This window comes from Roseburia hominis, from assembly GCA_040702975.1.
Classification (GTDB): Bacteria; Bacillota; Clostridia; order Lachnospirales; family Lachnospiraceae; genus Allocoprococcus; species Allocoprococcus hominis_A.
Genome location: CP159990.1, coordinates 2,865,446 through 2,889,659 on the forward strand (window position 1 = coordinate 2,865,446; position 24,214 = coordinate 2,889,659).

General features: G+C 41.8%; 24 protein-coding genes and 2 pseudogenes. 6 read left to right on the forward strand and 20 right to left on the reverse strand.

The genetic code is table 11. The annotated features are described in order from the left end of the window. The first annotated feature begins 44 nt into the window (after positions 1–44). Genes ABXS75_13250 through ABXS75_13265 form a run of 4 tightly spaced genes read left to right on the forward strand, consistent with a single transcriptional unit; the run spans position 45 to position 2,577 of the window. Positions 45–800 carry an ABC transporter ATP-binding protein gene (locus ABXS75_13250; GenBank protein XCP84035.1) on the forward strand — a complete coding sequence of 252 codons (756 nt, stop codon included), beginning with the start codon at positions 45–47 and terminating at the stop codon, positions 798–800. After that, on the forward strand, positions 797–1,522 hold the full coding sequence (locus tag ABXS75_13255) for an ABC transporter permease (GenBank protein ID XCP84036.1): 726 nt from the start codon (positions 797–799) through the stop codon (positions 1,520–1,522). Before ABXS75_13250 ends, ABXS75_13255 begins: the two co-directional genes overlap by 4 nt. Next, on the forward strand, positions 1,519–2,289 hold the full coding sequence (locus tag ABXS75_13260) for an ABC transporter permease (protein ID XCP84037.1): 771 nt from the start codon (positions 1,519–1,521) through the stop codon (positions 2,287–2,289). The genes ABXS75_13255 and ABXS75_13260 overlap by 4 nt, the downstream gene beginning before the upstream one ends. Positions 2,290–2,295: 6 nt before the next feature. Further along, the gene (locus ABXS75_13265) at positions 2,296–2,577 is read left to right on the forward strand and encodes a hypothetical protein (protein ID XCP84038.1); all 282 of its coding nucleotides are present in this window, start codon (positions 2,296–2,298) and stop codon (positions 2,575–2,577) included. A 12-nt stretch (positions 2,578–2,589) separates the two neighbouring features. Here ABXS75_13265 and ABXS75_13270 read toward each other — a convergent pair whose 3' ends face one another. The 13 genes and pseudogenes from ABXS75_13270 to ABXS75_13330 all read right to left on the reverse strand — a co-directional run bounded on the left by ABXS75_13270 (position 2,590) and on the right by ABXS75_13330 (position 18,163). Beyond that, on the reverse strand, positions 2,590–5,217 hold the full coding sequence (locus ABXS75_13270) for an ABC transporter permease (GenBank protein XCP84039.1): 2,628 nt from the start codon (positions 5,215–5,217) through the stop codon (positions 2,590–2,592). 17 nt (positions 5,218–5,234) lie between these two features. Next, a pseudogene (locus tag ABXS75_13275) lies at positions 5,235–5,453 on the reverse strand (ABC transporter ATP-binding protein). A 152-nt stretch (positions 5,454–5,605) separates the two neighbouring features. Further along, entirely contained in the window at positions 5,606–6,622 is a 1,017-nt protein-coding gene (locus tag ABXS75_13280) for a hypothetical protein (protein ID XCP84040.1), read from the reverse strand. Between the two features lie 26 nt (positions 6,623–6,648). Further along, positions 6,649–8,631: a hypothetical protein gene (locus ABXS75_13285; GenBank protein XCP84041.1), complete on the reverse strand. Its 1,983-nt coding sequence runs from the start codon at positions 8,629–8,631 to the stop codon at positions 6,649–6,651. Then, complete coding sequence (locus tag ABXS75_13290; GenBank protein XCP84042.1) at positions 8,624–9,457, reverse strand: hypothetical protein; 834 nt, start codon at positions 9,455–9,457, stop codon at positions 8,624–8,626. The genes ABXS75_13285 and ABXS75_13290 overlap by 8 nt, the downstream gene beginning before the upstream one ends. Before the next feature lie 86 nt (positions 9,458–9,543). Beyond that, a complete protein-coding gene (locus tag ABXS75_13295) occupies positions 9,544–9,678 on the reverse strand; it encodes a hypothetical protein (GenBank protein ID XCP84043.1) in 135 nt (44 codons plus the stop codon). Further along, positions 9,671–9,811 (reverse strand): hypothetical protein, encoded by a 141-nt coding sequence (locus ABXS75_13300; GenBank protein ID XCP84044.1) that lies wholly within the window; start codon positions 9,809–9,811, stop codon positions 9,671–9,673. Before ABXS75_13300 ends, ABXS75_13295 begins: the two co-directional genes overlap by 8 nt. A gap of 314 nt (positions 9,812–10,125) precedes the next feature. Next, positions 10,126–12,051, reverse strand: coding sequence for a metallophosphoesterase (locus ABXS75_13305; protein ID XCP84045.1), 1,926 nt, complete (start codon positions 12,049–12,051; stop codon positions 10,126–10,128). Positions 12,052–12,162: 111 nt separating this feature from the next. Further along, positions 12,163–13,785 carry a recombinase family protein gene (locus tag ABXS75_13310; protein XCP84046.1) on the reverse strand — a complete coding sequence of 541 codons (1,623 nt, stop codon included), beginning with the start codon at positions 13,783–13,785 and terminating at the stop codon, positions 12,163–12,165. Then, positions 13,775–15,466 carry a recombinase family protein gene (locus ABXS75_13315; protein XCP84047.1) on the reverse strand — a complete coding sequence of 564 codons (1,692 nt, stop codon included), beginning with the start codon at positions 15,464–15,466 and terminating at the stop codon, positions 13,775–13,777. Before ABXS75_13315 ends, ABXS75_13310 begins: the two co-directional genes overlap by 11 nt. Positions 15,467–15,478: 12 nt before the next feature. After that, positions 15,479–17,134 carry a recombinase family protein gene (locus ABXS75_13320; GenBank protein XCP84048.1) on the reverse strand — a complete coding sequence of 552 codons (1,656 nt, stop codon included), beginning with the start codon at positions 17,132–17,134 and terminating at the stop codon, positions 15,479–15,481. Between the two features lie 144 nt (positions 17,135–17,278). Further along, positions 17,279–17,554 (reverse strand): DUF6870 family protein, encoded by a 276-nt coding sequence (locus ABXS75_13325; protein XCP84049.1) that lies wholly within the window; start codon positions 17,552–17,554, stop codon positions 17,279–17,281. 18 nt (positions 17,555–17,572) lie between these two features. Then, entirely contained in the window at positions 17,573–18,163 is a 591-nt protein-coding gene (locus tag ABXS75_13330; protein XCP84050.1) for a DNA-directed RNA polymerase subunit alpha C-terminal domain-containing protein, read from the reverse strand. A gap of 489 nt (positions 18,164–18,652) precedes the next feature. Between ABXS75_13330 and mobC the strand changes: the two genes are divergently transcribed. Together mobC and ABXS75_13340 are read left to right on the forward strand one after the other, a co-directional pair. Continuing rightward, a complete protein-coding gene (gene mobC, locus ABXS75_13335) occupies positions 18,653–19,054 on the forward strand; it encodes a plasmid mobilization relaxosome protein MobC (protein ID XCP84051.1) in 402 nt (133 codons plus the stop codon). 113 nt (positions 19,055–19,167) lie between these two features. Then, positions 19,168–19,350: a hypothetical protein gene (locus tag ABXS75_13340; protein XCP84052.1), complete on the forward strand. Its 183-nt coding sequence runs from the start codon at positions 19,168–19,170 to the stop codon at positions 19,348–19,350. A 42-nt stretch (positions 19,351–19,392) separates the two neighbouring features. Here ABXS75_13340 and ABXS75_13345 read toward each other — a convergent pair whose 3' ends face one another. The 7 genes and pseudogenes from ABXS75_13345 to ABXS75_13375 all read right to left on the reverse strand — a co-directional run bounded on the left by ABXS75_13345 (position 19,393) and on the right by ABXS75_13375 (position 24,213). Continuing rightward, entirely contained in the window at positions 19,393–19,977 is a 585-nt protein-coding gene (locus ABXS75_13345) for a GNAT family acetyltransferase (GenBank protein ID XCP84053.1), read from the reverse strand. Further along, positions 19,974–20,159 carry a hypothetical protein gene (locus ABXS75_13350; protein XCP84054.1) on the reverse strand — a complete coding sequence of 62 codons (186 nt, stop codon included), beginning with the start codon at positions 20,157–20,159 and terminating at the stop codon, positions 19,974–19,976. Before ABXS75_13350 ends, ABXS75_13345 begins: the two co-directional genes overlap by 4 nt. A gap of 199 nt (positions 20,160–20,358) precedes the next feature. Beyond that, a complete protein-coding gene (locus ABXS75_13355; GenBank protein ID XCP87153.1) occupies positions 20,359–21,786 on the reverse strand; it encodes an ISLre2 family transposase in 1,428 nt (475 codons plus the stop codon). A 148-nt stretch (positions 21,787–21,934) separates the two neighbouring features. Continuing rightward, positions 21,935–22,332, reverse strand: a pseudogene (locus ABXS75_13360) (hypothetical protein). 357 nt (positions 22,333–22,689) lie between these two features. Further along, a complete protein-coding gene (locus ABXS75_13365; protein XCP84055.1) occupies positions 22,690–22,929 on the reverse strand; it encodes a hypothetical protein in 240 nt (79 codons plus the stop codon). Between the two features lie 190 nt (positions 22,930–23,119). Then, complete coding sequence (locus ABXS75_13370) at positions 23,120–23,539, reverse strand: winged helix-turn-helix domain-containing protein (protein XCP84056.1); 420 nt, start codon at positions 23,537–23,539, stop codon at positions 23,120–23,122. A gap of 275 nt (positions 23,540–23,814) precedes the next feature. Next, complete coding sequence (locus ABXS75_13375; protein ID XCP87154.1) at positions 23,815–24,213, reverse strand: metal-dependent transcriptional regulator; 399 nt, start codon at positions 24,211–24,213, stop codon at positions 23,815–23,817. Position 24,214 lies beyond the last annotated feature (1 nt).

Genomic DNA, 24,214 nt, shown 5'->3' on the forward strand with positions numbered 1-24,214 from the left:
TGCCTCTTTGCACAAACCAAACAAAAAGAAAGGAAACTTTAGACATGAATATCATTGAGACAAGGAATCTGACCAAGACATACGGAACCTTCACCGCCGTTTCCCATCTGGATCTCCATATCCGAAAAGGCAGCGTATACGGTTTCCTCGGGCCGAACGGAGCCGGTAAATCTACTACCATGAAGATGTTCCTGGGCCTCACAAAGCCTACGGAGGGCCGCTTTCTGATCGACCACAAAAAATATCCCCAGGACCGGGTCGCCATATTAAAGGAAATCGGTTCCTTCATCGAGGCCCCCGCCTTCTACGGCAATCTGACCGGCGAGGAGAATCTGGACATTATCCGGAAGATCCTCGGGCTCCCCAAAAGCAGTGTAGATGATGCGCTGGAGCTGGTCGCTCTGACAGAGTTCAGGCGTCGTCTGGCAAGAAATTATTCCCTCGGCATGAAGCAGCGTCTCGGCCTCGCCGGCGCCCTGATTGGACGCCCGCCTATCCTGATCCTGGACGAACCGACAAACGGCCTGGACCCTGTAGGAATCCACGAAATCCGAACGCTTATCAAATCGCTTCCTCAGAAATATGATTGCACCGTACTGGTCTCCTCCCATCTGCTCCCGGAGGTGGAACTGATGGCAGATGATATCGGTATCCTGAATCACGGACGCCTTCTCTTTGAAGGCACCATGGAGGAGCTAAAGACGACGGCCCACCACGCCGGATTTCCCACGGATAACCTGGAGGATACCTTCCTCGCCATGATCGACGAGGATAATCAGAAGCGGGGTGCCATCAGATGATACTAAGATTAGAATTTAGCAAACTAAGAAGAACCGGATATGTCCCGGCCTTCCTTGCCGGAGGGCTTCTGGCCTCTGCTTTTCCCATCGCAAACATGGCATTCCGGCAGGAAATGTATCTTCATCTGCCCCAGGATCCGCTTACCATTCTGACCGATGCAAACTGGCAAATGATGGCGATGCTGAATATCCTGCTTGCAGTCTGCGGCGCCTGCATCATGTACCACACGGAATACGCCAATAACGGTGTGCAGAAGATGAACGTCCTCCCGGTCCGCCCCGAGACCATTTTCCTGGGAAAATGTATCACCGCCTTCATTTTCAGCGCCGTCATGATCCTGCTGGAGACGGCGGCATTTACCGGGTGTGCACTATACTGGTTCCCCGGCTATGAACCGGACTTTACGAAGCTGGCGGGGTACGCCGGATTCGCATTCCTTATGATGCTGCCGACCATTCTGCTGATGCTGCTCATCGCTTCCGCCTGCCAAAACATGTGGCTCTCGCTGGGAATCGGCGTTGTGCTGGTATTTTTATGTTCCATCTTGCCACAGGACAATTCCATTCTTCCCCTATGCCCGTTCAGCTCGCCCTACCAGACACTCCCCTCGGTGCAGGAAAAAGGAAAAACCATATGGTTTCTTACCGCATGCGGCATCGAGACTCTGTTCCTTGGAACGATAGCGCTCATATTACAAAGAATCAGGAGGTATTTTTCATGAATTACTTTTCACTCGTCGGCGTCGAACTGAAAAAAATCCGGCGCTCTAAAATAGCATGGATTCTGATCGTACCCGTATTCCTAATGTGGCTTCCAAGCGTCCTGAACGCATCTATGAATTTCGACGTCCGGGATATTCCGATCAAGCCGGAAAACAACTTTTTTATCCAGGGATTCATGGGAATGGTATGGTTCATGATTCCTGCCACCCTGGTCATCTGCACGGTACTTCTGACCCAAACGGAGCGAAGCGGAAATGGAATCCTGAAAATGCTCTCCCTCCCGGTAAGCACCGCAAAGCTCTGCCTTGCCAAATTCACGGTCATTCTTCTTCTGGCTGCCGCGCAGATGGTCATAAGCATCGGGGCTTATTATCTTTGCGCCACTATAGCTTCCCGAATGCAGGATTACGCCTTCGCGCTGGAGCCGCTTTATGTATGCCGCGTAGTAGCCGGGCTCTATCTTGCGGCGCTTCCCATGGCCGCTGTGTTCTGGCTCATCGCCACCTTGATCCAGACGCCCATATTTTCCGCCGGAATCGGGCTTGCCTCCATCGTCCCCTCCGTGCTGGTGATCAATACGAAACTATGGCCCGCCTATCCTATGTCCTACCCCTTTTATGTGCTGATGACAGAATACGGCAAAGCCGCAGCCGGATTTTACGAGGCCCGGATCAAGTGGCTTCCCTGGATACCCGTGGCCGCTGCTATCACTGTATTAAGTCTCATACTCTCATGTATGAAATTTGGTTACGCTGAAAGGAGATAACTCACGATGAAAAAGAAACTGAATATGATACTTTGTACGATCATGCTATTTGTTCCCTGGACAATCCTGCCCCTCCGCACCTTCGACTGGGCGCTCAAAACGCCCGTGGCCCAGATCATGATTTCCTGCTATGCCGCATTTATGATTTTTTCAGGGGTATTCACGCTTCTCGTCTATCGCAAAGATGATACGAAAAGTAAATGGCTGCAGCTCTGCACTGTCGTCAATGGAATTTACGCAGTGGGCGGAGCTGCCGCCTTCTTCCTGATGTTCCCGAACCTGCTTTAATAAGAAAAGATGCTACATTCCAATCTCACGGATCACATTCGATTTCACGATCCTTCTCGCGGGGACCAGAACCGCACAGACTGCGATCAAAAGGTTCAACAGCATGACCATCGCCATGATGCCGTTCGGGACCCGCGCCGTAAAGTGCAAAAACTGTACCACATGAGCCATATAATAATCCATAAACCTCCGAAGCGCCATATGATAAATCAGGAAAATAAACACATCTGCCAGCAGTCCATACAGAAGCCCCGTTCTCAGTATCATCTTATAAAATCCGATATCCGTTATCCCCATCGCACGGATAATTCCATACTCCCACCTGCGGGAAAGTATCGAATAATTCATGCTATTCATGATATGAAACAAACTGATCACCAGCAGTATCACTGCGATTCCGGTGAAAAACAACTGCTGCTGGCGCAGATACTGCTTCTGCGTATGGATTGCAGTGGTATAGTCCTTAAGGACCGCCTTAGGTACGTCCCCGATCTTTTCCAGCAATTTCCCGCTCACCTGGTCCGTCTCGGCTGCCTCTGCCGGAGAAGCATTGACAAAGCTGTAATCTTCGAGTCCATATAAACTGCTCATCTGCCGGTTCGTCATGATAACACTTGGCATATTACTCCAAGAGTTCCGATTTAGATAGTTCTCCTCCTTGGCCAGAGCCCGACTCACGATTGCCGCGATCTCAAACTCTCCGGTAATGTACTCCTCCTCAGAACTTTGAAATTTAAGGACTTCTTCCGAACAGTTCCGTTCTCTGGGGACTCTCAAAGTGACCAGATCGCCGACATGTTTTCCGTAAAAATTATAATTTCCCTGACCATCTTGATTGGCCACTGCTATGATTTTATTTCCTTCTCCCAGCTCGACCGGATCAATCTCCCCCTCGATCACAAATTCCTGCAGTTGCTCCATAAGCCCGTCATCATAACCGTAGACATCATACTTGATCCCATAGGCCCCATCTTCCTTTTCTACGCAAATACCTCCAAAATGCTGCTGGAAATACGCATCTTTATTCGGCTCCTCAAAATATTCTTTCCATTCCAGTTCTTCCTTGCCAATCACAAGCTCCCCCAAAAGGTATTTCGTCGCATAGACCTGTGATAATTCAGGCATACTCTTGATTTCGTCCACTACCGCCTCCGGAATCGTATCCGCCAGAACATTCGATTTGACGGAAATCTTATACTCCGATCCCAGCCCATCATCTGACTTCAGCGACATTTCCGCATGAATCTTCAGATTCTCCACCATATAAGTGGTACAGAGGAAAATGCACCCTCCTATCGACAAAGAAAGCAGAATTCCAACCACCTTCTTCTTGTTGGAAAACATAAATTTTCTTACCACGACATTGATCAGGCTCACGTTTCGCAGGCTGTAAATCCTTCTCTTTCTTTTTACAAAAGAAGTATCTCCGCCCATGACCTCACGGATCGACTGTTTCCGCATGGAACGCACCACGGCAATCCCGACGACAAAGAGCGCCGCAAGCAGGAAAATGAATCCAATGCCCACCGCATTCCAGGCCACACAAAACACATCGCTTCCCGCGCCGTTTCCAGCAAATATCTGCTCTGCCTCAGACAGCCGGGTTCCCTCTCCGGCTGTTCCTGCCGAAAAAATGTGGCTCAGCTGCCCATAAAACAGACTTAAAATTCCATTTCCCAGCAGGCACCCCACCGGATAGCCGGCAAGAAATAATAACCACAATTCTAAAATCAGCGTCCCGCAAATTCGCTCTTCACTGATTCCAAGCGTCTGCATCACCGCATACTCCGCCGTTCTTTTTGAAACGGAAATGTGAAAAATGCTGTAAATGATAAACAGACTAAACCCGCAAAGAAGCAGGAGCATGCCGTTAAAAGCCAGATTATATTCACTTTGTAATTTCAATACAATATAGGTAAAATTCCCATTCTCGTTCGTCAGCGCAAACTTTATAATCTCTGCGATGCCATCCGGCTGTTCGCCGCCAAGATACTCAGTGACCTCATCATTTGCCGTAACAGCGTCACCGGAAATTCTGTATTTCTGCTGGAAAGCATCTAACTGCCTGTATAATTTTTCTTTTTCATCAAACCGCAAAAATAAAAACGGCTGACTCCCCCGTCCCTTGAAATCCTTTCCCACAAAGATCTCCATTTCGTCAGAGTTCAAAGCCCAGGCACTTTTTATAATTCCTGTCAGGAGATAGTCTTTTCCATTTATCTGCACCGTATCGCCGACACTTCCGGAAAATCCAAGATTCCCTAGCGTGTAGTAGTCTGCCGCAATCTCATTTTCCCCTGTGGGATAGGTTCCTTCCGTCACCTCGCGGTGCGTCATTTCGCGGTATGATTCATCGGCTTCTACAAAGGAAATCGGATAAGGCTCCACTGCCATATCCCTGATCTCCATTCTCCCGCATTGTTCGATACAAAATCCCGCCTCCTTTTCACCGCTTTGTACCGACTTTAAAAGCTCTGGTCCTGCATCAATATAGTAATGCCAGTCCCCATATATGGCCTTATTGTTTTCCAGATTGCTCCTCTGGCTTGAGTACATCAGTGAACTGACTCCGGATAACAGGGCGGCTGTTAAAATGATGCTTGCCAGAATCGCAAATGTCTGGCTTTTATAATACCTCATATATTTACACGCCAGTTTTAGCATACGCCGTCACCGTCCTTTCCCGGAAACAGACGTATTCCCTGTGATACCATTCCGTCTTCAATATGAATGATCCTGTCGCAGATCTGCGCGATGGCCTCATTATGAGTGACCATCAATATGGTCTGGTTGTATTTCCGGCAGCTCGCCCTCAGAAGGCCAATCACCTCGATCGTGGTGGCGGAGTCCAGATTTCCCGTAGGCTCGTCTGCTAATGTCAAGTAAAGACTAAAAAAATTTGTGAAAAACAAAACTATTGACACTATCAAAATAATTATACGTTATCAAAAAATTTACGATTAGAAACTACTATGACGATAAAATGAGCTACTGACACTATGCCAGTAGCTCGTTTTATTTTTAGGTATTATAAAGCTATTAAAGTAATTAAACCATCACAGTACTTTTCAAACTGATATATTAGTTCTCCTATATCACAAAAATCATTGTCAATAGTATCGGGAACCGCTTCTTGAAGAGTAAGTAATTCGCAAATTCTTTCTTTAATCTTTTTTGCATATAACAATATCTCATTCATATCTTCATATAAATGATCCGTATTATCTACATACCTTACCAACTCTATTTCAAAAAAATTTAAGTACTTTTCAAAATACTCAATTCCATGAATAATCCTTTTTAATCTATTTTGTTCAGCAGGCTCTCTTCCTTTGTAATTAAAAGCCAAAAATCCACGGCTATGTAGATGATCCATCTCATTTATTTTTTTTACTAATTCAGTATCTCCACCCATTTTTCTACGAAATTGACTATGGAGTCTTCCAACTACAAGATTTCTATTATCTAATTGCAATAGCTCACTGTAACCCTTCCACAGTTCTTTTGTATCAATAAAATATTCTCTTAAAATGCGAATATCCTGCGGTTCACTCGTCCTTTTCATAAAAATATATATCTGATTAAAAAGCAATGGGCAAAACACTTTTGGACAAATACACGAAACATACGCATATACTTTAAAATAATTTCTTTTTGATTTTATGGTTGTATTATGCTCTATTGTAGCATCTTCATTGGCATATAATATAAGCAGAGCATAGTACAACCATAAAACGTTTGGCGCAGTCTCAAAATCATAACCAGGAGTAGTTTTAATCATTTTCACCTTTAAGCTTAGATTCTCAACTATTCTATCACTACATTCCTCTCCATTAAGTGGACTATCCACGAGAAGAACAAATAAGTCTTTAGTTTTATAATTACCTTTGTTGAACTGCCCTAATTTATTTTCAAGGATCTCTAAGCACATCTGTATAATAGCAAATTCCTGCTCATCTAATGCCAAGCACTTTTTATTGGTATCCTCATAACATTTATTGATATATATTTTTTCAAATTCTTCTAACAGTTCTTTAATCTCCATGAGCAATTTCTTTCGAAACCTTCCATTTATAGTATTTTTTCACAATAATATAATGTCTCACCATTTGTCCTTTTTTTCAGAAATTCAAATAGACTCTTCTTAAAATTTATTTTATCATTATTACATGCATCTTGTAAATGTCCAAACAAAATAAATTGCTCTATTTGCTCTCCTAGATACCCTAAATATTTAAATTCCTTATCTTCACAATATTCTTGAATATCAAACGCATCATATATGTCATCTTTAAGCCCACAATATTTTTCAAAATCCTTTTTATTAAAAGGGATATTCCATAGAGAATAATTTGCTTCAGCTATCTCCATCAGTATATCATACAAGAATTCTGCAATCACTTTATCAAACATTCTATTGTACAAATTCTGAAAATATACAAGCAAGACATATGTATGCGCTATACATTTATATGACTGCTCTCCTGATCTCCAATACATATTAATTCCATTAAGATTATCATTAACATCATAATCATATAAGAAATCAATCGTAGCAGCGCCTAAATTATATTGATACATTAAGCCCAAAATAATATCATCGTTGCTAATTTTTTTTTCTCTCAAAAATTCTTTTATCGTTGAAAATTTTAATCCTCTCACAAAACTGTCTTGTTGTAATTTATAAACATTTTCCTCATCATATCTGTTATTATACTTAAAATATTTCGCTAAGGTATCAATCACAGGAAGACAATCCTTTTCTATACAACATTTTTTCATGCTTTCATAAGCTTCTTCCAACCCAAATAAAAGTTTTCCTTCCATCTCTTGATCTATCTTATTCTTTTTACGATTGTTTAAGTTCCTAATTTCACACTTTTCAATCTTGTTTAATACATCATCTTTATCCAGAATTTGTTCCATTATTTTTAAGTAATTTATTATTTCAGTTCCAAAACTAAACTTAGCATTTGTATAATCGATATCATATTCTTCCCTTCTTATCCCCTGCTCTGCAAATAATCTCATAGAAGATAAATATCCTACATTAAAAATAAGATATTTAAGCATAGAAATTAATCCACTTTGATTCTTTGTATCTCCCATAAAAATACTAAATAATTTATCTGCCTTCTCACCATAAATTATCCTTAAACTTTTTCTGATAAATTCTTTATTAATACTTGTATTTTCACAATCGAAAAACACCATAGGAGTAAGTTTGCAATCTTCTGTAAAAGTATTTTTTGAAATAATAAAGCAATAATGAATAATAGCATTCTCATTTTCACTTGACCGAACATAATATGAAAAAAACTGATGTAAGGTTTCCTGTCTACGGCTATTAAGTTCTATACAATTTAAAGAGCATAATTTTTCTGGATTGTCTATGGTAAAAGTAGGTAAGTATGAAACATAAGGCATGTTTACGCTCCATATAGATTTCATAATCAAATCTGAAATCCTTTTCCACTGGAATTCATCTTTACAAATAATATGCCCTTGTACAACTTTACTTTGTTCAATTAAATTGTTTTCTTTTTTTCTTTCTTTCCGACTTTTAGCCCCAATTTCAAAAAAAGATTCATAAAATTGTTCATCAAAAATACTCTCAGAAACTTCTTTATTTCTAAGATAATTTTCAATAATATCATTAATTTGCTTAGTACTAACATCCTGCTTCTTTCCCTGATTAGTGTTTTTAGCAAATACATAAAATTTTAGTTCTTTAGCATATGGCTTGATTTCTCTATTTATTCTCATTGAAGTTCTTCCATGTATAAATACATCATCAAGAATAAGAACAGTTTTATTTTTCATTTTTTTTGAATATAACGGTATTGCTGTATCTGTTATTTTTATGCAAGGTTCATATGAAGAAAAATCAAATAATGGCATACAAACTTTATATAAAACATAACATTTTTTTGAAACAAAGATCTTAAAGTCATATTGACTTTCTTCAACCTTTTTCCAAAAATTCATGAGCTCGCAGAAGACATCATCACGCAAAACGCTCACTAATTTATTCCTATAACTCGTTTTATCCATTATTTAATCTTCCTTTTCGTATCGATTTACTTTCTAAACCTATGGGCTTTATTTCTGAATTATTCGTATCATATATCTTTTTCTCAAACAATATTATTCGTGGCTCGGGATGTATGAAATTGTCAAAAAATCTCCAATTTGCAACCACTAAATAAGATATATACATCTTGAAATTGTGAGGTTTTTCAAAAATACTAGCAGCACTTAAATTATCGTAATGCTCTATTTTTCTTGCTGTTGGAGGAATCATCAAAATCGAATATTTTTCTTTTCCTCTATGCTCACTACAAAGTTTATAATCAAAACGTTTTTCTTCCTTAGGAATATAGATAATTCTATAACTATTCATCTCTATTATCAGCTCTTTTATGGCTAAATAATCTATTTTCTTTTTGGGTGTTCTTTTGATGACTATGGAAATGTCATAATAATGGTAATCTTCTTCTCCAATTTCTATAATTTCATTATTTTTTGTGATTTTTCCACACTCTAAAACGGTATAATCATCAATATTATCGGGTTTCTCATCTAAAAGTTCAATACAGACATTATCCAAATCACATTTTCGGTCATCAAAATAGTTTTTTATTCCAATTAGGCTACCTATTGCTGCTACTACTGATGTTCCAAATATAATTTTAAGTATATTGGGAATCTGAAAATTAGTTTCTGGATGCCCCTCGCTATTTACTTCATTATTTTGCTCGATTTGCTCAGATTCTGTTTTTTGTTGTTCTGCATAAATACCTTGCCCACTAAATAAAAACAAAAAAAGAATACTCAGCCACACAAAAAAGTGAAGAAGTTTTCTCCCTCTTCGCTGCATAACCTTCCTCCCCAAAACATAATACGTCTATAATAGTATACTATGTAATGTAAATATTTACAAGCAAAAAATACTGTAGTTCAAACTTATAATGCAAAATACCCAAAAGCACTACCGACGCTACGCTTCAGTGCCGGTTCTCTTAAAAACAAAGAAATATTTTCAAGTTCTTTCAGCTGTACAACATCCACCTTTGCCTGCATCGCTATCTCTTTACTCAATTTCAGTGATCTTCTTTTCTGCCGCTTCAATCTCTACATCACAGGCTTGCTTTACAGCCAGATACTGATTCCGGTGAACCTCCTTCATGATATACCATTCATAGCAATCCTGCTTTTCTGTTTTCTTTTGCAAAATCCTCTGCCGGAGCTGACCGATTTCCTGTTCCAGCTTTGTAGCGTCCTCCTATTGATCGCTGTTATCACGCTTTGCAATACAATATTTTTCTCTCCGCCAGTTTCCCGACCTATTTTATGGTTTTCAGCACAACGGCGTTGATTCTGTCAACTTCATATACCCGGCAGTCATAGATGTTTTCATCTGCTAATGTCAAGTATGGACTTAAAAATCCTCCGGATTTTTTCCAGAGGATTTAAGAAATCTAAAATATCATCCATATTCACAGATACATTGAAGCAGCTTCGATGCTTTTATTATTCCATATTCCATTAGTTTTTCTTTTCAGCTTTCTCATAAATAAAGCCAAATTTTAGATTTAATTTTTTCACAGAAAATGGAGTATATTCTGGTTCCATAATAACTTTCATTTTTGCTTTTTCGCTATCAATAACAAAATAACTACGAAAATCTTCGTATGCTTTAAACAAAATCTGTCGTGAATCACCCTCTCTAAATGTATCTACTTTATACTTCACATCTTCTATATCCACATGGTATTTTCCAGCTATGATTAATACCCTTCCTATATCAAACTTAACCCCAAAAAGCTCACATTCGTAAAGGCCTTCATATATCAAACAGAACGCATTTTCAACCTTTGCTTTTTCATAAAATTTCTGTATCTCTTCTAACTTGTCAAAATTTGATATAACATTCTTACCCAACGGAATCTTCTCGGTATAGCCGGCCTCAATCAGCTCATTTAACACCTCAATTTGTGCATAATCTCTCTCATAGATGTTGTCCGGTCTGTAAAATTTAATATCAAAGAATTTTTCGACTTTTTCAATTTTTCTAAGCATTTCAAGAGAATCATTATCCATCTCGATTGTTCCCTTTAATCTTGACCCTGAAATAATCTTTACACCTGATTCACTTTCAATGTAAAATTCAGTACTATGTTCATCAGTCATATTTTTTACCATAAAGTCAAAATATTCTTCTCGTTCTATCATTGCCCGAACGTTTCGTTCCATTTTGGGAGCTAACATTACAGGAACATTTGTTGTACCTCCGTTCATCGGTCCTTCGCAACAAATATCTAAATAGCGCAATACTTCTTTTCGATTATCTAATCTGACATATGGTACACCGTCTTTTATATAACTATAAACTGATACTCTTTTAAGCGGTATTTCATATTTTTTATCATCTGATTTGAGGACAAATTTGCACTCTTCTTTGATTTCACCTAAAGCTGGTAGCTCACATAATTTTTTGATTTCTGTAGGCTCTTTTTCTATATCATATGATTTCCATCCGTTTTGATATGTAAAAGGATTTATAAATATTTCCTTTTGATTGTCTGCAATACCCAATATTGAAAAAGCATTAGGATGCGTGTCATTATAATAAGCTGCACCAGCAGTTAACATCATACCTCCACCTAATTGACGCTGAAACACGGGTTTCCCTCCGGTTTCCGTATGTCCACATAAAATTAAATCAACCTTTTTTCTAAGTAAATTGAGCGTTGCTGGTCTGCCATCATATTCGCATATTTCATTTGGATGTAAAAATCGCTCAGCATGATGAAACAATGCGATAGTGTAATGTACATCTGTTCCTGGTATTATTCCATACCGCATAAGTTCTTGAATTTGTCTCTGCCCAATCCACATTTTATCTTCTGAGATTTCTGGTATGAAAGATAGTAAAGCTGTATTAAAAGCAACAAATCTTATTACATTTCCCGATGAAAATTTCACATCTTTATACCCTACACTATAGCTATATTCAATTTTATTACCGCAAGGATATGCAAACGGTTCAACGCCCAATTTTTCACAAAACTTGTCATATTCATAAATAGGCGGTTCCATTTCATGCACATGGCTAAAATCATAAATCTCATCAATCGCTTGTATCGTTTTGTCCGTGTAATTCATATTGGTACTCGCATACGCACGGTTTACATCATGATTACCCACACAGAAAGTAATATCTTTTCCTGTTAAACCTGTCGCCTGTAACAATTTTGAGAACCATATTAATGCTTCATCATATTCTTTTTTCTTTCCATGCCAAGCAATGTCTCCGGTTACAACAATATGTTCCGGTTTAAACGCCTTCAAATCCGTTACGCATTCGATCAACTCATCCAAAATTTGATCTTTTTTATTAAATTCCTCTTTTATTCTATAACATTCATAATTTCTACCAAAATGTATATCTGACAAATGTAAAATATTCATAGACGATCTCCCCATTAACTGGTTTAAGTTTTAGTTTGATTATATCTTATTTCTTTATAACTGAAAACAGAAAAAGTGCCGGACACCATAAAAAGTTGTCCGACACTCATCTCAACCGTTCAATATACAGTTTTTGAAATTCCAGATAATCTCATACCGGTCATCCCGGTATATTCTCACTTCCTTTATCATCGCCTCAACCATTTCCTTCGTCAGCGCCGATTCTCTTGCAAACAGGGAAATATTTTCAAGTTCTTTCAACTGCTCGTCATCCACCTCTGCCTGCATTGCCATCTCTTTACTCAATTCAGCGATCTTCTTCTCTGCCGCTTCAATCTCTGCATCACAGGCTTGCTTTACAGCCAGATACTGATTCCGGTCAGCCTCCTCCATGATATACCGTTCATAACAGTCCTGCTTTTCTGTTTTCTTTTGTAAAATCCTCTGCCGGAGCTGGCCGATTCCCCGTTCCAGCTTTGCAGCAGCCTCCTTTTGACCACTGTTATCACGCTTTACGATACAATATTTTTTCTCCGCCAGTTCCCCGATCTGTTTTATGGCTTTCAGCACAGCGGCGTTTATCTTGTCAACTTCATACACCCGGCAGTCACAGGTGTTTTCATCCACCGGCACATCCGCATGTCTGGTTGTTTGGCAATAAAAGATATCCGGCAAGCTTCTCCGGTATTCATAGTGCATAGTCCGGTTACAGTATCCGCATACGCAAAAGCCACTCAAAACAGTTCTTCTGAGCCGATACTGATCGTCTTTCTTATTTCGTTTCCCCTTCATTATGCGGCACTGCTCAAACGCCTGCTCAAATTCTTTCTCTGTCACAATCGCCTCATGGCAGTCCGGCACAATGACCTGTTCTTCCACTTCATTCTTTTTTGTGTGGGTGCCGCATGGCGCTGTCTTGCTCCGTTTGAAATTGACACATGCTCCCGTATATACCTGGTTCTTTAAAATTCCCCACACCATGTTATACTGCCAGCAGATCACCGTTGTGTTTTTCCGCACCATCATCCGCTTGCCTTTATATTTTTTCTCTGTCAGCGTTCCCGGTGTCGGTATCTCCGACTGGTTGAGCATCTTCACGATCTCCGGTATGGTATGTCCCGACAGCGCCATATCGAAAATGAACCGCACAATCTTTGCCCCTTCCAGCTCGATCTCAAGCTGGTTCTTTCTCTCCTTAGACCGCACATACCCAATCGGTGCCCTTCCTAAATACTCCCCCTTTCTGGCCTTTGATTTCTTTGCTGCCGTTATCTTTTTAGACAGGTCTTTACTGTATAAATCGTAAAGGAAGTTCTTGAACACAACATCCCAGTCTCCGGCAGTTCCCTCTTTTGCGTCACTGTCATAGTGATCGTTGACCGAAATAAATCGCACACCCAGGAACGGGAAAATCTGTTCCAGATACTCCCCTGCATCCAGAAAATTTCTGGCAAACCGTGAAAAATCCTTTACCATGATACACTGGATTTTTCCCCTCTTTACTTCCTCCATCATTTTCCGGAAAGCAGGGCGGTTGAAATTAGTACCGGAATAGCCATCATCCACAAATTCAATCACATCATATCCGGACAAATCCTGCCGGTTGCTGTATGTATAACAGAGCAGGTCACGCTGATGGCTGACACTGGCACTTTCATCCATTTCTCCATTCGCCTTAAACAAATCCTCCTGGGATAGCCGGATATAAAATGCCAAAACCTGTTTATACTTCATCTTCTTCCATCTCCTTCAAAAAAGTCTGACAAGTGTCTGTAAATTTGAAAACCACTTCGATATGCTTATCCTCAAAAACTTTGATTTCCTGTACAAGTGCTTCCAGCATCACACGGTCGAGCTTTTTCTTTCTGGAAAATTTTTTAAACACCGCCGCCGTTTCCTCTGTTTTTGAGAGAAAGGTATCTATCTGCAGTTTCTGTCCCATTGCTTTTTCAATTTCATTCTGAAGAATATTTTCCTGTTCCAGATAATCTGCCCTCATTTCCCGGTACTCTGTCTCATTTAATATTCCTTCACAGAAATTTTCATACAGGCTTTCACGCAGTCTGGAAACTCTGGTTTTTCTTTTTGTCAGTTCTGCAATCCTGCTTCTGCTGCTCTCATAAACACTTTCAATCCCACCGTCATTACTTCCACACTTTACTTTGTGTGCCATATCTGCCATCACCTGAATCTGTAATTTTATCTGTGCAAGCACAGCGTCATGCAGTACGGTTTCCTTAATCGTATGGATACTGCACTCCCTGCGGTCTGTCTCCTTGTACCTCCCGCAGCGGAATACTCTGGTTACTATCCCTGTCTTTTGAGATACCAATTTTCCTAGCTGCATGGAACCGCCACAGTCCCCGCATTTTAGAATGCCACGATAAATATTCTCATAAGGTCTTACATTTTTATGACTTTCCCGGTATTTCTTTTGGGAGGCTTCATTGATCTCCTGCACCTTGTCAAAGACTTCCTGTGTTACAAGAGGTTCGTGCATATACTCCATGATCTTCCACTCCGACCTTTCTGCCTCTTTTCTTTTTCTCTGCCCTTTATATAACGCCTTTGGTTCTTTGCCATGAACCAGATGCCCCAGATAAACCGGATTGGAAAGGCAGTCTGAAATTCCGGTGGAAAACCAGTATTCGCTGACCTTTTGTTTCGAGTTTCCCGCTTCCTGCTGTGCTTTCCTCTGGCTCGGCGTTACCGCATGGATTTCATCCAGATGTCTGCGTATCGCTTCGTAACTGTATCCTTTTAAACGAAGCTCGAACATCAGCTTCACATAGGGAGCCGTTACCGGATCAGGAACCAGTGTCAGGTCACCTTTATTTAACCGCATATACCCATAGCACAGCCGCCCCGGAAGAAATTCCCCCTTATCCATCCTCGCATGGATACTGGTACAGATTTTCTGGGACAGGTCTTTAGCATACAGCTCGTTAATCATATTTTTTAACGGAACCGTCATGGTGCGCTCATCCGTGCTGCTGTGCAGGCTGTCATACCCGTCCGTCACCGCAATGAAGCGGACTCCCATAAAAGGAAATATGTTCTCCAGATATTCACCTGCTTCCAGATAATCCCTGCCGAACCTGGAAAGGTCTTTTACCACGATGCAGTTTATTTTTCCTGCCTTGATATCCTCCAGCATCCGGTTAAATTCCGGTCGTTCAAAGGTTGTCCCCTTTTTCCCATTGTCAACATAGGTGTCTGCCAGTCGCAGTTCCGGCTGTCCGTCCACAAACCGGTTGCAGATGCTCAGCTGGTTTTCAATGGAATCTCCTTCATCCTGCTTGCCGCTGTTTACCAGAGAAAGCCTCCCGTAAATGCCGCAGAGATAAATGCTATCCTCTGGATTTGCCAATGGCGCTATCATAGCCGTTTCCTGTTTTCTGCTCTTTCTTGCCATCGTACATCCCTCCTACTGTGCCAGCGCAAGCTCCGGCATTTCTGAACTACTTTGGTAATTCCCTATCTTTGCCAGAAGCATGGCCATCTCGTCTGCGTACCGGAACATAACTTCCATTTTCCCTTCTTCATAGACCATGACCCTATCCACCAGTGTAGTAACCATCTGCCGGTTCAGCTCCGGCACATTCCGGTATTTCTTAAATTCCTGAATCCAAAGGTTACTGCTCCGGTTACCCTCTACGGTTTCTTTCCGTTCATGCTCCAGCCGTTCCAGCGCCTGTTCCTTTTCTGAAATGCGCTTTGAGAAACTGCCACGGTATTCCTGGTACTCCTTTTCATCAATAATGCCATCGCTCAGATCTTCATACAGCTTCATTTTCATCCGCCTGTACTTTTGTATTTCCTGCTGCAGCTGTTCCATCTGTGCGTCATAATTAAAAACTGTCCTCTGATGCTCCGGCAGCGTGTCAATATACGTCAGAAACTCATCCATCCGGCAGACGGTCTCTATCTGGTCCTGTATGACACGGAACACCCTGTCCGTCAGTTTCTTTTCACTGACCGAGTGGCTGGAACATCCCTTTTTGTGCTTGTTTGTGGAGCAAACATAATAAAAATATTTTCTTCCGCCAGATGGCACGGCCTTCCTTACCATGCTGTTCTTACAATCCCCGCAGAACAGATAACCGGAAAACAGATACAGCTCCTTTTGTTCCGGCGCTGTCCTCGTATCCCGTTTTAATAATTCCTGTACGGTCTGAAAATCACGGAACCCAATGATCGCTTCATGAGTGCCTTCTACCCTGATCCATTCCTCCGGCTTTTTTGCTATCTGTGTTTTGACCTTATAGTTTGGAGTGCTTGTCTTTCCCTGTGCCATAACACCAGTATAAGCCTCCTCTGTCAGAATCCGGTTAATGGCATTGACCGACCAGAGGGCAACCGGATGAATCTTGAAACTGGTGGAATATTTCAGCCCGATGGATTTTTTATACTCCAACGGGGACAGGACACCATTATCATTCAGAAAATCCGCAATCCTCTGCTGGTTGCTTCCCTGCAGCTTCATCCGGAATATCGTCTGCACGACCCCGGCGGCATACTCATCCACCTCAAGCCTGTTCTTATCTTCCTGGGATTTCTGGTATCCATAGATTGCAAAGGCGCTGATACATTCCCCTTTCTTTCTCTTGATATCCAGCTGGCTTCTGATCTTCACGGAAATATCCCGGCAATAAGCGTCGTTTACCAGATTTTTAAAGGGGAGCATCAGGGAATCTGACTCATCCTTTTTCCCTTCACTGTCATAGTTGTCATTGATAGAAATGAAACGGACACCCATAAACGGAAAGATACGCTCAATGTATTTCCCTACTTCAATATAGTTTCTTCCGAAACGGGATAAATCTTTGACGATCACGCAGTCAATCTTCTCTGCCTTGATATCCTCCATCATCCGCAAGAAGCCGGGGCGGTCAAAGTTCGTCCCCGAATAACCATCGTCATCATACTCTGCAACGATCTCAATATCGCTGTGTGATTTACCATAGTCCTTAATGAGTTCCGTCTGGTTGATGATACTGTTGCTTACCTCACCTCTGCCATCATCCTGTGACAGTCTTTTATAAGCACCAGCACGATAAGTTTTATCTTTCTTTTTTGCCATAAAAAAACCTCCTGTGATTGAGACATAGGATTACCCTCAATCATAGGAGTTCTACTCATTGTTAGTTTTAAATTTTTGACCTGCATCCAAGTTACCATAACTCCACGCATTTTTCAAGAGGGTATTGCGATAAAAATATTCTTTTTACAGATTCCGCACATATTCTTCCAGACGCTCCTCCAAGGTTACGTCCGTATCCATAAAGCTGACCTTTACCACCACGCCATCATACAGATAGCAGTATGGATTTTTGATCTGCTCGATAAAACTCAAAATGCGTTCTTCCCGGCTCATGGCCGGATCAAGTTTCACGGTACTTCTCTCCACCAGGGTATTCTTATCCACAGTCCTGATATCCGTCTGTGCCATTCTTTTTAATCTCTCCGCAAGCGTTTCCTGCTCTGTTTGCTTCTTTGCCATCGTACCAGCTCCTTTCACTTACCCCTTCCTGCGAGGGCCGGAAAACAAGCTGTCACAATAATTTGTATCAGGAAGTTTTTTGAGATGTTCCAATACTGCCCACTCCTGTTCCGTAAGGCAAAGTTTTTCTGCTTCATGCCGATCTATCACAAAAGGGCGGCATCCCGGATACTCCGTATCTACGATTCCCAATTTCAGCAGATTATCCACAATCTCCTTCGCTCCCTTTCTCCCAAGATTCCTGCACTCCTTATGCCAATCTTCTTTTAGCATCATCCGCAGCAGTTCATGAATGGTGCCAATGCCATGCCGCTTTAAACAATTATATGGTCTTATGGATAGCTGCAAAATTTCAATATCCTGGTCTAAGATTCTATCGCCGGCAACCGGCAGTCTCCCCTTTTTCTTTTCCATTGTCCTACGGACATGTTCCAAAATAGAGGCTTCATGTGCGGCAAATCCTTCCCTGATATATGCCGTCCTCGCCGGATGCCGCAGCTTCCGCAATGCTCTGTTTATGATCTGCTGTATCCGGCTGCCTGTCAGTTCAAATGCCGCACCGATTTCCGAATAGCTCATTCCTTTTACATAACGGTATTCCAAAACCATCTGCTCCCGTTACGTCAGCTGTCCTAAAACATATTCCAGCCCTTTCATCTGATCGTCCGATAAAATCTGCCCCACCGGAATATCCCTCAGCAAATTCAGTGGATAATCTGCCCGTTTCCTCATTCCTTTTTCTCCTCTCCTGTCTGGTTCTCTGCTCCCTATAAGCGCCATTTCTTTCACTTACCCTTTCCGCCGGCGGCTGAAAATCAAGCTGTCCTATTCATTTTTGTGTGCGGCTTGTTTTTGTGTTTTTCCCGATAGGGATATATAAGAGGGATTTTCTTTTCCAGGGCAAGATTCGCCTATGTTATACAAAAACCCATTTCATGGATTTTCGCATACCTGGCATATCTTGATGGGGATTCCGGTTCCCCATTCCCTCGGTGGACGCACAATAAAATTGTGCTGTTTGGCTTCCACGAAACTCGTGGTCGCAGCGTCATACAGCGTATGCCGGATATGCTGACGCATATGGAAAAAGGAGAGATTATGGCAAGACCAAAGAAAGAAAAAGAACTGGCCCGCTCCCATCTGATTGCTTTCCGCCTGACAGATGTGGAGTATGACCTTGTGACCAGAATGGCAAAGGAAGCCGGCCTTAGTGCTTCCGCCTATATCCGGAAACTGTTGCTGGACGGAAAGGTAAACATTACCTATGAAGTGGTTGCCGATGTGCCGGAGCTTCAGAAGCTGGCCGCAGAGTTTGGGAAAATCGGGAGCAACCTAAACCAGATCGCACGGTATTTCCACATGGGCGGTATCCGTTCCAAAGCAATGCAGGACGAAATACACGAATGTATCTCACAGCTATTTGAAATGCGGAAAGAGATTGCAGAAATGGCAGGTGATTATCATGGCAGTGTTGAAACATATCGCAAGCAAAAACGCTGATTACAGTCAGATCATGGATTATATTCCGCCAGGAACACCAGGCGGAACTTGAACTTTACGAATCTGCGGTCAAATTTTTCAAAGAGAAAAATGCCGATGGGAAAATCCCGTCTATGAAATCATTAAAAGCTGAAAAAGAAAAACTGACCATCCAGCGGTCAGCGCAGTATGAAACCTATCAATATTTTAAAGAATACCAAAAAGAATTGCGGACGGTCTGCTCCAATGTAGATTCCATTCTCAGGCAAAAAAACAACCTTGAGCCATTGATTACCCAATCACAAGACCGCTCATAAAAAGAAATCCCATCCATGCAGCACCGGATGGGATTTTCCCTTTTAAATAATTTTCATCAGCTGGATATACTTAACAGAATCCCTTACAGAATATCTGTCTCCAAATATCTGGTAGCGGTTCTCCTTATTCTGGTAGAATGACAACAGCTTAGGCTTGTCCTCACACTCAAGATATACAACTCCGCCGCCGATCTGCCGCTGAATTTCTTTTAGAGTGACTATCGTCATATCCATCAATTCATTTCCTGTGAGTGCCGCCGACTCCTCATACTGATAATTTTTCCCAAACTGGGCAACCAAAAAAGCGGATAACATGTAAGAGTCCGTTGCCTCGTCCAGACGAGCATGACGCTGGATTTTTCTTCTCACAGTTCCTGTCAGTCCTGTATCTAGCAGTTGTACTGCCTTATGGGTCAATGTGAAGATTCCCACGATTCTGCTTTCCCCGTCAACCACCAAATATGTAATAGACATCTTGCGTTTGGCAAACTCTATTGCGTTTTTTCTTACAAATTCCTCAATTTCATGATTCTTCGGACAAGAGAAATCGGAGAGAATGAGCTGCAATTCCTCCTCTCCGATTGCGTTTATCATATCCAGAATATTTACCGATGTAAAATTACTCACTTTTTCTGAACCCTCTTTGCCATCAGTCTGCGAATCGCTTCTATATCAGTGAGTGGCGGCTTGACAGGTGTAGTCGGCTTCCATTCAGGATCAAGGCTTGACGCTTCAAGTGCATCAATAAACTTCTCTGCTTTTTTCGGATCGCTGATCACGATATTTGTAAAAATGCTCGACGTAGCCATAATCGCACCTCCTTCTTGTGTTAATGGCACTTCCTTTTGTAGTCCCGCAAGCATAGCTACCTGCTCATCTTTATTATACGCAAAATGCCGCAGAAAATCAACTGTTTTGGAGGAACAGAAAAATCCCAGTTTCTGTCAAGTAAACATTGGCAAATTTTTTCATACATGATTTACCATACTTTTGTCAGGCTAGTTCCGCTTAATATCCTGCCATTGCCAAAAGTTTTTTCCTATCCCCACGGATTCTCCCTTCCAGCCCGACCATATGACCCATGGCCGGATAGGCATACCCTTTTCCATCTTTCTTGGGCGCTTTCGCTGACATCAGGATCTCCCCGTACAGTTCTTCTACCTGTTCTTCTTCAAATACCGGCCTCCTCAGCTTCTCTGTCACTTCGTATAATTTTCCGCTACATTTCTTCGCAAGTATCTTTGCCAGATGGTTCCCTCCACGTTTGCTCCAGCTGGTATGGTTGTGCTTCATTCTGCGGGCTATTATGCTCCACACATGGTTCTCCATCGTCCCCATATTCCGATACTCCAGACCTTCCGGATGTTCCGGAAGCTCAAGTCCCTGTGACTGGTACGGTAAAAGTCCCTCTCGGTTGTTCTCATAATACTGGATTAGTTTTTCTGCGTCCTCTATCTCTCTTTTTTCCCACAGACTGTTCCTGTATGTTTCAAGATAATGAAAAAGCTCTTCCGTCTTTTCTTCTTCCAGCAGTTCCATGATGTCCTGCACGGCCTTACCATTATGGATATTTTCTTTTACTGCCTTATTCCGGTGGAATGGATCCAGCTGGAAGCACGTACTTTTATCCTTTACTTTCCTGATCCACGATGCCCCATCCGCATTCAGGATCCTCTGGCTCACTTCATCCAGGTTGTATTTCTCTGCTATGGCAGCTTCCCTGTATGCATGGAACTCTTTCGCCTTTGCAAATCCTGCAGTCACTACCTTCTCCGGAAGAATATACCGGTCTTTTCCTGTTTTCTTCCAACCGTCGTACGCGATCGCCACTTTCATCTCTGCCTTATTCTGTCCCTCTTTCTTCCAGTCTTTTCCCTGCAGGCTGATATAGATTCCATCCGCTTCCTCAAACAGCACCGGCACTTCTTTTTCTCCATGTATCCGGCCTTCTTTGTGGGATTCAACAAGCTCCTTCTCTTCCTCACAGACCTTCTCTCCAAGTGCCTGGATCACGTTCCATACCCCCATTGCGCTAATGCTCTGCCCGGTCATTTCACTTACCTTTTCTGCACACGCACGGTAGGACAGCTCTGTTATCCCCTTTACCAGAAGCTCCGCCATATTTCTTGAGACCAGCCCGACATTCTCCAGTTCCAGCATTTCATCCAGCAGATATACAAAGCGCCGGGTCCCATCTTCCTCCGTCACCTCATAAACCACCCTGTTATATGTCACTTCTCCATACACTGTTTTCACCGTAGTCTGGCGGGTGCCTTTATGTCTGTATCTGCTTTTGTCCCTTTCCTCCATCAGCATCCGATCATACCGCTCCAGAAACTCGCTAGTGAATTGACGTCCGATCTCACAGATCCATGAATAAATATTTTTCTCCAACTCCTTGAAAGTTACGCCGTTTTCCTTTATCATTAATTTCATCATACAGACTCCTTTTGTTTTTTCTCGACAATTAAACAATAAGCTAAATCTGTATGATTTGGAAGAGGTTTTTGCCTCTTCCTTTTATTTTTGCCAATGATAATTATACTCTAAGAAAATCCCATTTCTGCCGGTTTTCCATATTTTTTCAATTTTGATTTTTGCACTTTTCCTCTGTCTTTATTTCCTCAATCCTTTTTGGGTCAAGAAAATGTGTCGCATATGCCTTTTCTATTTCTGCTTTTCCACTTTTACTGAACCGCAGCGGATATACCGGCTTGTTCCCCATCTCTTATAATAGCAAAATGACGGCTTCAATCCGTTTTTGTCAGCATAACACCGTATCTGTTTCATAAGGAAAGAGAGTTGGCGGAGATTACAGTGACAAACAGCTTCCAGATATGGGATTTTCCCAAATCTCCATTCCTCATATTTCTGCTTTTGCAGGATTCCCACATCCATCAGGACATCCACTGGTGCGGCATACCTTCTTTTCCTGCAATGCTGATAAACAGAATATTCTTTCATCCCATCCTCCATCCACATCTGTTCCGCCTGATAGATTGATTGAGTCTCACTATACTCAGTATGATTTCTATCAGTCTTATTAGCGTGTCCTTTTGACATGTCTAGACCTGTCATTTCTACATTTCCAGACATGTTGTTTTGACACTTCTGGAAATGTCCTTTTAACATCTCTGGCAATACACATTTGTGGATGAATATCTTGTCCGGCTTTCCCTGTCCCTGGCGCACCCCGGTAATCAGGCCAATGCCCCGCTTATCATCTAGCGTGGGCAGCGCTGCCCCGCTTTTTTATTCCGCAGGCTAGCGCCTCCATGATGCTCTCCACCGTACTGCAATGACACCGCCAATAAGACATACCAAAAGAAATGACCCATTCTAAGAATTGAATGAGTCATTTTCTATTTGCCTGATCAGATTTTCCACCTTTTCACTCGCCCGGATCACGCCTGTCCCCTGCAGAATCTGGAAAGCGTCATGCATCCCCTGCAGATACGCTTCCTGCTGTTCCTCAAAAGCGGCTCTTTCTGCCTGCTCCATATACTTCTCCAGATAATCTTTGTCAGAGGCCGGCATCCGTTCTTTCAATTTTTCGTATCCGGTACGAAGATTGCTCAAATTTTCTTTTTCTCTTTTACTGCCGGCAAGATGTACCAGCGTCTCCCTGCCTACGTCCTCACATCTTAAGTTCTGCAGAAAAACACCAGTTTTTCCGTTACTTCATTTCCCATTTCCAAATCCTCCTTTGTTTGAACTATAGCTCTGTTTTATAAAATAAGCAGAGACTGCATATTTCATACATCCCTGCTTATCCTATCTTCTCATTAAATTTGTAGCCTACGCCCCAGACTGTCTGAATGTAAATTGGATTGGACTGGTCCGGCTCGATCTTCTTACGGATTTTGTTGATATAAGCAGTAATATTCCGGTCATCTGCCACATAATATTCTCCCCATATCCTATCATAAATCTGCTCTTTACTAAACACCTGTCCCTGGTTTCTGGCAAGAAATTCCAGAATATCAAACTCCTTACTCGTCATGGTGATTTCGTCTCCATCACAAAACACCTGCCGTTTCGATGGAATAATCTGGAGGCTTCCACACACAATATCCATTGTCCGGTAAGCTGCCTTATTCAGTTTATACCCGTACTGGTTGGCAAGCTTCATAAGTTCTTCGCAAAATCCCTCCTGGACTTTTTCCATCATAATAAATAGTACATCCACTTTTGCATTTCCTTCCTGTTGCTCTTTTGAATAGCGAACTTATGGTCACTTTCTTTATCTTCTATCAATACATTTCAAGTATCCATTATTTATTACTGCTGGTTTCTTTCTTTTCTGCCATTATAAACTACCGAGCTATGAACGACCTATAAATGAGTTATGAACCGTCTATAATTTTAAAAAGTTTTCGACAAAAGATGACAAATTTATGACCCGGTGCTGTAATCTATCCTCCATGAAAACTTTCTATTTTTTGGAGGATAGATGTTCCCGATTCAACCGTCACAACATTTACCATATTGCACACCTCTGACTCCATTTGCAGCTTCTCTTAACCTCAGAAAACTTTCTTCACTGATGCAATGTTCAATCATACAAGCATCCGCTTCGGCCTGTACTGGATCAACACCAACTTCTATCAAATATGATGTAAAGAACTGATGCTTCTCATAGATACTTTCTGCTACCACTTTGCCCTGATCGGTCAAATGGAGATATCCATCCCCGTCCACAGAAAGGAAACCGCCTTCCCGCAGAATTTTTACCGCATGGCTGATACTTGGTTTAGAAAATCCCATATGACGTGCAAGATCAACAGAGCGCACCATTCCTTTCTTTTTTTGCATGATGAGAACAGCTTCCAGGTAATCCTCCGATGATCTCCCTAATTTCAGA

Bases quoted from the DNA above. Each gene is read 5' to 3' on its own strand.
- ABXS75_13250 (XCP84035.1), top strand. From the start codon at position 45: ATGAATATCATTGAGACAAGGAATCTGACCAAGACATACGGAACCTTC.
- ABXS75_13255 (XCP84036.1), top strand. From the start codon at position 797: ATGATACTAAGATTAGAATTTAGCAAACTAAGAAGAACCGGATATGTC.
- ABXS75_13260 (XCP84037.1), top strand. From the start codon at position 1,519: ATGAATTACTTTTCACTCGTCGGCGTCGAACTGAAAAAAATCCGGCGC.
- ABXS75_13265 (XCP84038.1), top strand. From the start codon at position 2,296: ATGAAAAAGAAACTGAATATGATACTTTGTACGATCATGCTATTTGTT.
- ABXS75_13270 (XCP84039.1), bottom strand. From the start codon at position 5,217: ATGAGGTATTATAAAAGCCAGACATTTGCGATTCTGGCAAGCATCATT.
- ABXS75_13280 (XCP84040.1), bottom strand. From the start codon at position 6,622: ATGGAGATTAAAGAACTGTTAGAAGAATTTGAAAAAATATATATCAAT.
- ABXS75_13285 (XCP84041.1), bottom strand. From the start codon at position 8,631: ATGGATAAAACGAGTTATAGGAATAAATTAGTGAGCGTTTTGCGTGAT.
- ABXS75_13290 (XCP84042.1), bottom strand. From the start codon at position 9,457: ATGCAGCGAAGAGGGAGAAAACTTCTTCACTTTTTTGTGTGGCTGAGT.
- ABXS75_13305 (XCP84045.1), bottom strand. From the start codon at position 12,051: ATGAATATTTTACATTTGTCAGATATACATTTTGGTAGAAATTATGAA.
- ABXS75_13310 (XCP84046.1), bottom strand. From the start codon at position 13,785: ATGAAGTATAAACAGGTTTTGGCATTTTATATCCGGCTATCCCAGGAG.
- ABXS75_13315 (XCP84047.1), bottom strand. From the start codon at position 15,466: ATGGCAAGAAAGAGCAGAAAACAGGAAACGGCTATGATAGCGCCATTG.
- ABXS75_13320 (XCP84048.1), bottom strand. From the start codon at position 17,134: ATGGCAAAAAAGAAAGATAAAACTTATCGTGCTGGTGCTTATAAAAGA.
- ABXS75_13325 (XCP84049.1), bottom strand. From the start codon at position 17,554: ATGGCAAAGAAGCAAACAGAGCAGGAAACGCTTGCGGAGAGATTAAAA.
- ABXS75_13330 (XCP84050.1), bottom strand. From the start codon at position 18,163: ATGGTTTTGGAATACCGTTATGTAAAAGGAATGAGCTATTCGGAAATC.
- mobC (XCP84051.1), top strand. From the start codon at position 18,653: ATGGCAAGACCAAAGAAAGAAAAAGAACTGGCCCGCTCCCATCTGATT.
- ABXS75_13340 (XCP84052.1), top strand. From the start codon at position 19,168: ATGAAATCATTAAAAGCTGAAAAAGAAAAACTGACCATCCAGCGGTCA.
- ABXS75_13350 (XCP84054.1), bottom strand. From the start codon at position 20,159: ATGGCTACGTCGAGCATTTTTACAAATATCGTGATCAGCGATCCGAAA.
- ABXS75_13355 (XCP87153.1), bottom strand. From the start codon at position 21,786: ATGAAATTAATGATAAAGGAAAACGGCGTAACTTTCAAGGAGTTGGAG.